Here is a 12,464-nt window from a genome sequence, read left to right as displayed (position 1 = left end):
GTTGTAGATAAAACAAAATATTGCCACTAAAAAGGCTTGTTTTCTATTTTTATGCGAATAATCTTGTAATTCCAACAACAAAACGACGGCGGCGCTGTTCCATGACTCTTCGAATTGCAATCAATGGTTTCGGCCGCATCGGCCGTAATGTCCTGCGCGCACTGTATACCCAAGGCTATCGTCAAGACCTGCAGATCGTCGCGATCAACGATCTGGGTGACAGTTCGATCAATGCCCATCTGCTCAAATACGACACCGTCCACGGCACTTTCGACGCCGACGTGGCGCACGATAACGAAAGCCTGACGGTCAATGGCGACCGCATCGCCGTCAGCGCCATTCGCAACCCGGCCGACCTGCCGTGGGCCGCTGAAAAAATCGACGTAGTGTTCGAATGCACCGGTCTGTTCACCGACCGTGCCAAAGCCGCCGCGCATATCAGCGCCGGCGCCCGCAAGGTGATCATTTCTGCCCCGGCCAAAGGCGCCGACGCCACCGTCGTTTATGGCGTCAACCACGACATTCTGCGTCAGTCGCACCAGATCATTTCCAACGCTTCGTGCACCACCAACTGCCTCGCGCCAGTGGCACAGGTGCTGCATCGTGAGCTGGGCATCGAAAGCGGTTTGATGACCACCATCCACGCCTACACCAACGACCAGAACCTCACCGACGTTTATCACAGCGACCCGTACCGCGCCCGCTCGGCCACGCAGAACATGATCCCGAGCAAGACCGGCGCAGCCGAAGCGGTAGGCTTGGTGCTGCCGGAACTGGCGGGCAAACTGACCGGCATGGCTGTGCGCGTACCGGTGATCAATGTGTCGCTGGTCGACCTCACCGTGCAACTGAAGAAAGAAGCCAGTGCCGACGAAGTCAACGCCCTGCTGAAAGCGGCCAGCCAGCATTCGAAGATTCTCGGTTACAACACCTTGCCGCTGGTTTCCAGCGACTTCAACCACAACCCGCTGTCGTCGATCTTCGACGCCAACCACACCAAAGTCAGCGGCAAGTTGCTGAAAGTGCTGGCCTGGTACGACAACGAATGGGGCTTCTCCAACCGCATGCTGGATAACTGCCTGGCGTTGTGTAACGCCGAATAATCCCGGCCGGCCCCAAACCCTGTGGGAGCGAGCTTGCTCGCGAAAGCTTTCTGTCAGTCGATGGAATTGACTGACACGACGCCTTCGCGAGCAGGCTCGCTCCCACAGGAGATCCGATTTCAATTCGAAATCAGCACTTGACCATTCAGCTGGATGATAAGCATTATCATTCGCTCGAAATGGATCAGGTCCTCCCGTGAGTCAATCGCGCTTCAACCACGTCTTCCTCGCCCAGCGCACTTCCCTGCTGCGCACGCTGGAACGGATGGTCAACAATCACAGCACCGCTGAAGACCTGTTGCAGGAGACCTACCTGCGCGTGACCCGGGCGTTGAGCGAACGGGCCATCGATCACCTTGAACCCTTTGTCTTCCAGACCGCGCGCAATCTGGCGCTGGATCATTTGCGTGCGCGCAAGATTCATGCGCGGACCATGGTCGACGATGTACCACAGGACGTGGTGCAGAGCATCGCCGCGCCGGCCAGCAGCGCTGAAGACGCCGCCCACGCCGAACAACTGCTGGAGCGTTTGAACGTGAGCCTCAGCCAACTCAGCCCGCGCCAGCAACAGATCTTCATCCTCAGCCGCCTGCACGGGCACAGCTATCAGGAAATCGCTGATGAACTTGATGTTTCGCTGAGCACCGTGCAGAAGGAACTGAAACTGATCATGTCGATCTGCATCGGCGTTGCCGAACGACATAACGGCAGCGGCAAGTTTTGAGCTGCGAGCTACAAGTAAAAACAAAAAGCAGTATTGCATCCGGCTTGCAGCTTGCAGCTTGAAGCTAGAAACTGCTTCGCCAGAAGCCCTGAGGAACCACCGTGACGGACACCCACCGCCCGCCTTCGCCCGATTCGGCGCGGGACGCTGCAGCTGCAATGGACCAGGCGCTGGACTGGCTCATCGTGCTCGGCAGCCCGGATGAGGAACAGACCCGGCAATTTCATGCCTGGCTGGCGGCTGATCCGTTGAATGCCGAGGCGTTCGCCAAGGCCCAGGCGATCTGGGACGGCCCGCAAGTCGCACTGTGCGCCGAGGCTCTGGCAGCAAAACCGGTAAAAATCACTTTTCTCAAACGCTTGCGCCCCCACTGGAAACCGCTGGCTACCGCTGCGGTGCTGATCCTCGGGCTGTTCAGTTTCAGCAACCTGCCGATGCGCATTCAAGCGGATCACCTGACCGTGGTTGGCGAGCGTCAGCGGCTGCAACTGGAGGACGGCTCGAAGGTCCTGCTCAATACCAACTCGGCGTTTTCCAGCACCATCAACGATCAACAGCGCGTGGCCCGGCTGTTTCAGGGCGAGGCGTTTTTCGAGATCGCCAGCGGGCGCAATCAGCCGCTGGAGATCGACGCAGGCCCGGTGCAGGCAAGCGTGCACGACACCGCATTCGCCGTGCGCTACCTCGACGGGGTCGCGCAAGTGAATGTGCAACGTGGCGATGTCGATCTGCGCGCCACCCACAACGATGCCCGGGTGCGCCTGCGTGCCGGGGAAAGCATTCGCATCGGCCCCAACGGTTTTGATCGCCCGGCCAAGCTCGACGCCAATGCCGATCTGGCCTGGGTTGAAGGCCGTCTGGTGTTCGAGAACTGCCCGCTGAATCAGGTGCTGGCCGAGCTGCGCCGCTACTATCCGGGCTGGATCATCAACAACAACGAGCAACTGGCCGACGTCGCCGTCACCGGCAATTACCGTCTCGACCAGCCGCTCGACGTGGTCCGCTCCCTCGCCCACATCACCTCGGCACGCCTGCAGGAATTCCCTGCGCTGGTGATTCTGAACTGAATGAGAATTATTTTTACTCGATAGCCAACGACAGTACGTCTCGTTATAGCCAATGCAATTGATTCGCATCTAACCATGCCGATCAGCACCTATAAAGATTCGTGCGACACGGAGCGCTATCGATGTCCTCACGCCTTACCCGCCAGACTGCTTCCCCTTCCCGCGTACTGTCGCTGCTGACTGCGGCCATCCTCATGGCTGGCACCGCACCGCTGCTCGCCGCCACCGAGCAACCGGCGCGCAACATGGGCGATTACGCCTTCGCCATCGGCCAGCAACCACTGGTTTCGGCATTGAATGCCTTTACCGCCGTGACCGGTTGGCAGGTCGGCTTGCCGGCCGAGTTGGGGCAGAACGTCTCGTCGCCGGGCGTGCGCGGTTCGCTGCCGCCGGAGAAAGCCCTCGAGCGCCTGTTGGTGGGGACCAACCTGAGCTTCCGCAAACTTAGCAACAACAATGTCGTGCTGGAAAAACGCAACAGCAGCGGCACGCTCAATCTCGATCAGGTGACCATCAGCGCCACTCGCCAGGAACAGTCGGTCAACAGCGTGCCCTCGACGGTCAGCGTGCATGATCGCCAAGAGCTTGACCGCAACAACGTCAACACCATCAAGGATCTGGTGCGCTACGAGCCGGGCGTTTCCGTTGGCGGCGCCGGTCAGCGTGGCGGCATCAGCGGCTACAACATTCGCGGTATCGACGGCGACCGCATCCTGACTCAAGTCGATGGCGTGGAGATCCCTAACGGCTTCTTCAACGGCCCCTACGCCAAGAGCCAGCGCAACTACGTCGACCCGGAAATCGTCAAGCGCGTGGAGATCCTCCGTGGCCCGGCCTCGGTGCTGTACGGCAGCAACGCCATCGGCGGCGCGGTCAGTTACTACACGCTGGACGCCGACGACATCATCAAACCGGGCAAGGATGTCGGCGCGCGCCTGAAAAGCGGTTACAGCTCCGCCGACGACAGCTGGCTGAAATCCGCCACCGTCGCTGGCCGCAGCGGTGAGTTCGACGGCTTGCTGCATTACAGCCAGCGCGACGGTCACGAAACCGAGTCCTTCGGCGGCAACAACAGCACCGGCCTTGCGCGCACCGCCGCCAACCCGGAAGACGTGCGCGCGAGCAACGTCCTGGCCAAGCTCGGCTGGAACTACAACGACGATTCGCGCCTGGGCCTGACCTACGAAAAGTACAAGGATGATCGCGACACCGATCAGAAAAGCGCCTACGGCGGCCCGTATTTCAACGGCGCGCCGACCATTCCGAGCAGCGTCCTGCCCGGCGGCATGTACCAGTGGCGCACCGGCAACGACACCATCACCCGCGAGCGTTTCGGTATCGAACACTCGTTCGCCCTCGACAGCCTGCTGGTCGATAACGTCAAGTGGAGCCTCAACCACCAGATCGCCAAGACCGACCAGAGCACCGAGGAGTTGTACTACCCGATCACCCGTAAAGTGCTGCGTACCCGCGACACGATCTACGAAGAAAAACAGTGGGTGTTCGATGCCCAACTGGACAAGGCCTTTGCCATCGGTGACACCGATCACCTGCTGACTTACGGCACCACGATCAAACAGCAGAAAGTCACTGGTTCACGCAGCGGCGACGGCACCTGCGTGGCCGTCGGTCGCGGCTGCACGGCGATTGGCGCGACCAGTGCGGCGGACGTGCTGGCCAAGGCCTCTGATTTCCCCGATCCGACCATCAACACCTACAGCCTGTTCGCCCAGGATCAGATCAGCTGGAACGACTGGACCTTCCTGCCGGGTCTGCGCTACGACTACACCCAGCTCAAGCCGCACATCACCGAGGAATTCCTCAACACCGTGAATGCCGACGGCCAGGGCACGGTCAGCGACAAGAACAAGACCTGGCACAAAGTCTCGCCAAAATTCGGCCTGACCTATGCACTGACGGACAACTACACCTGGTACGGCCAGTACGCCGAAGGCTTCCGCACGCCGACGGCGAAAGCCCTGTACGGGCGTTTCGAGAACAACACCACCGGCTACACCGTGGCGCCCAACTCCGACCTCGAGCCGGAAAAGAGCAAAGGTTTCGAAACCGGCCTGCGCGGGAATTTCGAGCAGGGTTCGTTCGACGTCGCGGTGTTTTATAACAAGTACCGCGACTTCATCAACGAGGACGCGGTCAAGCCGGGCGACGATCAGTTGACCTTCCAGAGCAACAACATCAAGCGCGCCACCATCAAGGGCGCAGAAGTCAAAGGTCGCTTGAATCTGGACGCGTTCGGCGCGCCGCAAGGCCTGTATACCCAAGGCTCGATCGCCTACGCCTACGGGCGCAACAACGACAGCGGCGAGCCGATCAACAGTGTCAACCCGCTCACCGGCGTGTTCGGTCTCGGTTACGACCAGGACAACTATGGCGGTCTGCTGAGCTGGACCGTGGTGAAGAAAAAGGACCGCGTCGACGACAGCAACTTCAAGTCGCCGGACGGCGTCAGCAGTCAGTTCAAGACCCCGGGCTTCGGCATTCTCGATCTGGCCGGCTATTACAAGGTGACCGACGACGTCACCGTCAGCGGCGGCGTCTACAACCTGACCGACAAGAAGTACTGGCTGTGGGATGACGTGCGCGGTTACGACAGCGTCGGCGAAGCCTCGGTGACGCAACCGGCCAACCTCGATCGGCTGACCCAACCGGGACGCAACTTCGCGATCAACCTGATCTGGGACATCTGATCCGCCCGGCCTCACTGCGCGTGTTATCGCTGCGCAGTGAGGTTTTTTTACTGTCCGCCGCCCGCCCGTACGTCTTGTTATCAAGCGCCTCATTTATCAAGGACACCCCATGACCGCCCCGGACAAAACCCTGCGTTCGCAACGCCTGAACCAGATCACCCACGAGCCGCACAGCAAACTCGATGCCCTGGTCAAAGCCCACGCACCATTCGAAACCCGCGCCAGCTTCGCCCGTTTCGTCGTCGCGCAATACCTGTTCCAGGCGGAACTGGTCGAGCTGTACAACGATGCCGAACTGACCGCGATCGTCCCGGATCTGCCGGCCCGTTGCCGCGCCGAAGCCGCCAAGGCTGACCTCGCCGACCTCGACACCGAAGTCCCGGCGCCGGTGGCCGGTGCGCTGAAAAACCCGAGCAAGGCGCGGGCGCTGGGCTGGATCTTTGTTTCCGAGGGTTCCAAGCTCGGCGCGGCGTTCCTGATCAAGCGCGCGGTGGCGCTGGAGTTGAGCGAAAGCTTCGGTGCCCGGCATCTGGCTGAACCGCAAGGTGGTCGCGCCGAGGGCTGGAAAAGCTTTGTGCGCACCCTCGATGCGTTGCCGTTCACGGCAGAGGAAGAGGCGGAAGTTGAGCAAGGTGCACTGGATGCGTTCAACCGCTTTACCGTGCTGCTGGAACGGGCTTATGCCATAGAAGCCGCAGTGGCCTGAAGCAACTCTTATCACTTGTGGGAGCGAGCCTGCTCGCGAAGACGGCAGCACATTCAACATCAATGTGCCTGATCAACCGCTTTCGCGAGCAGGCTCGCTCCCACATAGCTCACCACAAATCTGTAAGATCCCCGTTCCGCTTCAGAAGCCGCCGCTGAGCCCATGCCCGCACCTGCCCCATCAAAACTCGCCCGTCTGCTGTTCGGCCTGCTGGCCTATGTCAGCCTCGGCATTGGCCTGATCGCCATCGTCGTGCCCGGTCTGCCGACCACCGAGTTCATCCTCCTCGCCGCGTGGGCCGCGACCCGCAGTTCGCCGCGCTTGAGTGCCTGGCTGGAAAATCACCGCCTGTTCGGGCCGATCCTCAGTAACTGGCGCAACGGCAGGATCATCGCGCGCAAGGCCAAGCTCAGTGCCACCGTCAGCATGCTGCTGTGTGCGACGTTGATGCTGGTGATGCTCGATCACGGCTGGCCGATCTATCTGGCGATTGCCGGCATGGGCCTGGGCAACCTGTGGATCTGGTCGCGTCCGGAGACGCCCGTCGCGGTAGTGAAACATCCTTGTAATTAAAGCCTTTTCAGCACTTTCCCCTGCGCAAACGTTTAGCAGCGACCGTCCGTCGGCAAGCGCCTCATGCCGTCTCGCTCGACGCCGATGAGGATTGAATGGCGCTGAATGGATTTGGCAAACCGGGCTCCCGGCCCAGCCACCTGTTTATTCCATTCGCGAGATCGCCCCATGTTCGACTCTCTTTCCATTCGCCTGAAAATCGTCCTGCTCTCCGGCCTGTGCCTGCTCGGAGTGGTGGTGCTGATCGTCAGCATGAACATCTATCAGACCAACCAGAACGACCAACTGGTCAGTCAATCCAGCAACCAGTTGCTCACCGCCAGCGTGCAGAACCTGTTGCAGGCCAAGGCCGCCGAGCAAGCGGTGCGGGTGCAGAAAACCTTTGGTGAAAGCCTGCTCGTGGTCACCGCCCTCGCCGATCAGATCAAGGATCTGCGGACGATGGCCGCCAAGCGTTCGCTCGAAGCCGGCGCTGTTCGTGAAGAGTTGAACCAAAGTCTGAAAACCGCTTTCGAGCGCAACGATAAAGTCCTTGGCATCTGGCTGGCCTTCGAACCCAACGGCCTCGACGGCAAGGACAGCGAATTCGCCAACGATGCCGCGCGGCAGTCCAACGAAGCCGGGCGCTTCGCCTCGTACTGGAGCCGTGCCGCCGGCGCCGCGCTGAATACAATCATGGTCGAAGACGACCTGACCAAAACCACCCTCAGCGTCAGCGGCACGCCGTACAACAGTTGGTACACCTGCCCTCGCGACAACAAACGCACCTGCCTGCTCGACCCGTATGCCGACACCGTCGGTGGCAAGGAAATGCTCATGACGACCATTTCCGTGCCGCTGCTGGTGGATGGCAAAGCGATCGGCGTGGTCGGTGTCGACATCGCGCTCGACGCCCTGCAAGCCGCCGCCGTCGACTCGCAGCGCAGCCTGTTCAACAACGCCGGGCACATGCTGATCGTCTCCGGCAGCGGTGTGCTGGCGGCCGACAGTGCTGACGCGACGCGGGTCGGCAAAAAAATCGGCGACACCCTCGGCGCCGATGGCAAGGATGTATTGCAACTGGTCGGCAGCGGTACGGCGAAAATCCTCGAACAGGGCGACCTGATTCGCGCGGTTTACCCGGTCGACCCGATCGGCAATTCGCGCGCCTGGGGCGTGGTCATCGACCTGCCCGAGCACGTGCTGCTGGCCGACTCGGTGAAACTTCAAGCGGTGCTGGATGACGCGCAACAAACCGGCGTCATCACTGCCCTGCTGGTGGCGGGCGTGGCCGGTCTGGTCGGCCTGCTGCTGATCTGGCTCACCGCCTCCGGCGTCACCCGTCCGATCAACAGCGTCGCCGAGATGCTGAAGAACATCGCCAGCGGCGAAGGCGATCTGACCCAGCGCCTGAACTACAGCAAGAAAGACGAACTGGGCGAACTGGTGAACTGGTTCAACCGCTTCCTCGACAAGCTTCAGCCGACCATCGCGCAGATCAAACAAAGCATCACCGAAGCGCGCGGCACGGCCGATCAGTCATCGGAAATTGCCCGCCAGACCAGCGAAGGCATGCAGGTGCAATTCCGCGAGATCGATCAGGTCGCCACCGCCTCCAACGAAATGAGCGCCACTGCCCACGACGTCGCCAACAGTGCCTCGAACGCCGCCAACGCCGCCAAGGGTGCCGATCAGTCGGCGAAGGACGGCATGGCGATCATCGAGCGCAGCACCCGCGACATCAATCAGCTGGCCGATGAAGTCAGCAAGGCGGTGACCGAAGTCGAAGCGCTGGCGGTCAACAGCGAGCAGATCGGTTCGGTGCTGGAAGTAATCCGCAGCATCGCCGAACAGACCAACCTCCTGGCCCTCAACGCCGCCATCGAAGCCGCCCGCGCCGGCGAAAGCGGTCGCGGTTTTGCCGTGGTCGCCGACGAGGTGCGCAACCTCGCCAAGCGCACGCAGGATTCGGTGGAAGAAATCCGCATCGTCATCGAGCGCATTCAGACCGGCACCCGTGGCGTGGTCGCGACCATGCATTCGAGCCAGACCCAGGCGCACAACAATGCCGGGCAGATTCGTCAGGCCGTTGATGCGCTGGGCAAGATCAGCGACGCGGTGACGGTGATCAGCGACATGAACCTGCAGATCGCCAGCGCCGCCGAAGAGCAAAGCGCAGTGGCCGAAGAGGTCAACCGCAACGTCTCGGCGATTCGCACCGTGACCGAAACCCTGACCGAACAGGCTACCGAATCGGCAGCGATCAGCAGCCAGCTCAACAGCCTGGCGAGCCAGCAGATGAAGTTGATGGATCAGTTTCGCGTCTAGCCGCTACCCCACCTATCGATCGTTCCCACGCTCTGCGTGGGAATGCATCAAGGGACGCTCCGCGTTCCAGCTTTCGATTGGGACGCAGAGCGTCCCGGGCGGCATTCCCACGCGGAGCGTGGGAACGATCCTCAATCCAGCCCGGTTATGTTTTGCACTATCATCGCCCTCTCGTTCCGGAGGGCCTTCGATGACTGATCTGCTCACGTCCATCCAAACCGCACTCGACCTGCCCCACACGCCGATCCCCTTCACCAGTGACGGCGCCCTGCCCTCAGCGTTCGCCGTCACTGAACTGGCCTGCGCCAGCGTCGCCGCTGCCGGCCAAGCGCTCAGCGAATGGCTTCACCAGCAAACCGGGCTCTTGCCTGCGGTTGCAGTCGACCGCCGTCTGGCCTCGTTGTGGTTCTCCACCTCGCTGCGCCCGATCGGCTGGCAGGTGCCGCCCTTATGGGATGCGATCGCCGGCGACTATGCGACCCGGGACGGCTGGATCCGTCTGCACACCAACGCCCCGCATCACCGCGCCGCCGCTGAACGCGTGCTGGGGGTCTGCGCCGACCGCGCGGCGATGGCGGCGAAAGTTGCGCAGTGGGGCAGCACGGATCTTGAACAGGCGGTGGTCGAGGCCAAGGGTTGCGCCGCCGAAATGCGCAGTTGGGCGCAATGGCAGCAGCAACCGCAAGGGCTGGCGGTAAATGCCGAAGCGCTGGTGCAGTTCATTGAGCGGACGGACGAGAAACGCACTGCATGGCAAGGCTCGATCGCACGGCCTCTGGCCGGGATCAAGGTGCTCGACCTGACCCGCGTGCTCGCCGGCCCCACCGCTAGCCGCTTTCTCGCCGGGCTGGGCGCCAACGTCTTGCGGATCGATCCACCGAGCTGGAACGAACCCGGTGTGGTCCCGGAAATGACCGTGGGCAAACGCTGTGCGCGGCTGGATCTGCAGGCTCCTGCGGATCGCGCGGTGTTTGAAGGCCTGTTGAAAGACGCCGACATTCTGCTGCACGGCTACCGCGCCGATGCGCTGGAACATCTGGGGTTTGGTATTGAACGCCGAAGGCAACTGGCACCGGGGCTGATCGACGTCTGCCTCAATGCCTACGGCTGGAGCGGCCCCTGGCAGAACCGCCGCGGTTTCGACAGCCTGGTGCAGATGAGCAGCGGCATCGCCGAGGCCGGACAGCGCTGGCAGCACAGCGATAAACCGACGCCGCTGCCGGTGCAGGCGCTGGATCATGCGACCGGGTATCTGATGGCGGCGAGTGCGCTCAGGTTGCTGACTGAACGACTGGCCAACGGTCGCGGGGGCTCGGCGCGGTTGTCGCTGGCACGGACGGCGAAGCTGTTGGTCGAGCATGGGCCGGGGATGCTTGATCCGCTGCGGGCTGAAGACGCACTGGATCAGGATCCGGCGATTGAACAGACCGCGTGGGGGCCGGCGCGGAGGTTGCGCGTGCCGCTGCAGATCCGCGGGACGGCGGTGCGGTGGGATTGGCCGGCGACGGAGTTGGGCTCGCATCCTCCGTGTTGGCCATGAGAAGCCCCTCACCCTAGCCCTCTCCCAGAGGGAGAGGGGACTGATTGGGGGATATTGGAGAGTTACGCCGACGTGAAAGATTTTCGTCGAATCCATAATCGACTCGATCGCTCAGGTCGATGTATAGCACCAGACACCTCGGTAGGTCCCCTCTCCCTCTGGGAGAGGGCTAGGGTGAGGGGCTGCTTTTCAGATCACAACGACAACACTCCGCTATACAACCCATACGCCGCCAGCCCCGCCCCGATCACCACGCAGGCAAAAATCCCTTTCTCCACCGTGGTAAAAACCGGCTGCCCCTGTTCATGCTTGGCCTTGGCAAACAGAATCACCCCCGGCGCATACAGCAGCGCCGACAGCAGCAGATACTTCACTCCGCCGGCATACAACAGCCACACCGCGTAAACCAGGGCGATGCCGCCGATCAGCAGATCCTTGGTGCGCTCGGCCGAGGCGTGTTCGTAGGTTTCGCCGCGCCCGCTGAGTAGCACCGCGTAGGCGGCCGACCATAAATAGGGCACCAGAATCATCGACGAGGCCAGATAGATCAGGCTGGTGTAAGTACCCGCCGAGAACAGTGTGATCAGCAGGAAAATCTGGATCATCACATTGGTCAGCCACAGCGCGTTGACCGGCACGTGGTTCTTGTTTTCCTTCTTCAGGAACGCCGGCATGGTTTTGTCTTTGGCCGTGGCGAAGAGGATTTCCGCGCACAGCAAGGCCCATGACAACAACGCGCCCAACAGCGAAATCGCCAGCCCGACGCTGATCAGCAACGCACCCCACGGCCCGACGATGTGCTCGAGCACCGCTGCCAGTGATGGGTTTTGCAGATTGGCCAGTTCCGGCTGGCTCATGATCCCCAGCGACAGCACGTTGACCAGCACCAGCAGCGCCAGCACGCCGAGAAAACCGATCACCGTGGCGCGGCCGACGTCGCTGCGTTTTTCTGCGCGAGCCGAATAGACGCTGGCGCCTTCGATGCCGATGAACACGAACACGGTGACCAGCATCATGTTGCGCACCTGATCCATCACCCCGCCGAAGTTCGGGTTGCTGCGGCCCCAGATGTCGCGGGTGAAGATGTCAGCCTTGAACGCGACGGCAGCGATGACGATGAACATGATCAGCGGCACAACCTTGGCCACGGTGGTCAACTGGTTGATCAGCGCCGCCTCCTTGATCCCGCGCATCACCAGAAAATGCACCGCCCACAACAGCACCGAGGCGCAGCCGATTGCGATCGGCGTATTGCCCTGACCGAACACCGGGAAGAAATAGCCAAGGGTGCTGAACAGCAAGACGAAATAGCCGACGTTGCCCAGCCAGGCGCTGATCCAGTAACCCCACGCCGACGAAAAACCCATGTAATCGCCGAACCCGGCCTTGGCGTAGGCGTAGACGCCTGAGTCCAGCTCCGGCTTGCGATTGGCCAGGGTCTGAAAGACGAACGCCAGCGTCAGCATGCCTATCGCAGTAATGCCCCAACCGATCAGGATCGCCCCTGCATCGGCGCGTGCCGCCATGTTTTGCGGCAACGAGAAAATCCCCCCGCCGATCATCGACCCCACCACCAGCGCGATCAACGCACCAAGGCGCAGCTTTTGCGTCGGTTGCGACATGCAGATCTCCTTGAAAGAGCCGTTGTTGTTTATTTGTAACAACACCTGACTAAAAGCCTAAGGGTAGATGACGTTTATCAGGTAATGCCGAATCTCGCACCCGTTATATATAGC

9 protein-coding genes and 1 pseudogene are annotated in these 12,464 nt (G+C 61.4%); 9 read left to right on the top strand and 1 reads right to left on the bottom strand.

Going from position 1 to position 12,464, the window contains the following annotated elements:
* The first annotated feature begins 101 nt into the window (after window positions 1-101).
* From gap to AAEZ10_RS08910, 9 genes and pseudogenes are all read left to right on the top strand, one after another.
* Window positions 102-1,103, top strand: coding sequence for a type I glyceraldehyde-3-phosphate dehydrogenase (gene gap / locus AAEZ10_RS08945; protein WP_024014065.1), 1,002 nt, complete (start codon window positions 102-104; stop codon window positions 1,101-1,103).
* 196 nt (window positions 1,104-1,299) lie between these two features.
* The gene (locus tag AAEZ10_RS08940) at window positions 1,300-1,827 is read left to right on the top strand and encodes an RNA polymerase sigma factor (protein ID WP_016773525.1); all 528 of its coding nucleotides are present in this window, start codon (window positions 1,300-1,302) and stop codon (window positions 1,825-1,827) included.
* Between the two features lie 101 nt (window positions 1,828-1,928).
* Window positions 1,929-2,894 (top strand): FecR family protein, encoded by a 966-nt coding sequence (locus AAEZ10_RS08935; protein WP_122611770.1) that lies wholly within the window; start codon window positions 1,929-1,931, stop codon window positions 2,892-2,894.
* A gap of 122 nt (window positions 2,895-3,016) precedes the next feature.
* The gene (locus tag AAEZ10_RS08930; protein WP_350568834.1) at window positions 3,017-5,602 is read left to right on the top strand and encodes a TonB-dependent receptor; all 2,586 of its coding nucleotides are present in this window, start codon (window positions 3,017-3,019) and stop codon (window positions 5,600-5,602) included.
* A gap of 109 nt (window positions 5,603-5,711) precedes the next feature.
* Window positions 5,712-6,308, top strand: coding sequence for a biliverdin-producing heme oxygenase (locus AAEZ10_RS08925; protein WP_350568832.1), 597 nt, complete (start codon window positions 5,712-5,714; stop codon window positions 6,306-6,308).
* 162 nt (window positions 6,309-6,470) lie between these two features.
* Window positions 6,471-6,881: a YbaN family protein gene (locus AAEZ10_RS08920; RefSeq protein WP_071173352.1), complete on the top strand. Its 411-nt coding sequence runs from the start codon at window positions 6,471-6,473 to the stop codon at window positions 6,879-6,881.
* A 105-nt stretch (window positions 6,882-6,986) separates the two neighbouring features.
* A pseudogene (locus AAEZ10_RS27890) lies at window positions 6,987-8,330 on the top strand (methyl-accepting chemotaxis protein); the annotation flags it as partial.
* A 102-nt stretch (window positions 8,331-8,432) separates the two neighbouring features.
* On the top strand, window positions 8,433-9,188 hold the full coding sequence (locus AAEZ10_RS27885; protein ID WP_371699605.1) for a methyl-accepting chemotaxis protein: 756 nt from the start codon (window positions 8,433-8,435) through the stop codon (window positions 9,186-9,188).
* 190 nt (window positions 9,189-9,378) lie between these two features.
* Window positions 9,379-10,728: a CoA transferase gene (locus AAEZ10_RS08910; RefSeq protein ID WP_350568828.1), complete on the top strand. Its 1,350-nt coding sequence runs from the start codon at window positions 9,379-9,381 to the stop codon at window positions 10,726-10,728.
* A 194-nt stretch (window positions 10,729-10,922) separates the two neighbouring features.
* Here AAEZ10_RS08910 and arcD read toward each other — a convergent pair whose 3' ends face one another.
* Window positions 10,923-12,350 carry an arginine-ornithine antiporter gene (gene arcD, locus AAEZ10_RS08905; protein WP_122507699.1) on the bottom strand — a complete coding sequence of 476 codons (1,428 nt, stop codon included), beginning with the start codon at window positions 12,348-12,350 and terminating at the stop codon, window positions 10,923-10,925.
* Window positions 12,351-12,464 lie beyond the last annotated feature (114 nt).

The organism is Pseudomonas sp. H26/SER47-MNA-CIBAN-0231, from assembly GCF_040310465.1.
GTDB lineage: Bacteria > Pseudomonadota > Gammaproteobacteria > Pseudomonadales > Pseudomonadaceae > Aquipseudomonas > Aquipseudomonas atacamensis.
Note: the sequence above shows the minus strand (reverse complement) of the source record. Positions and strands in the feature narration are given on the sequence as shown.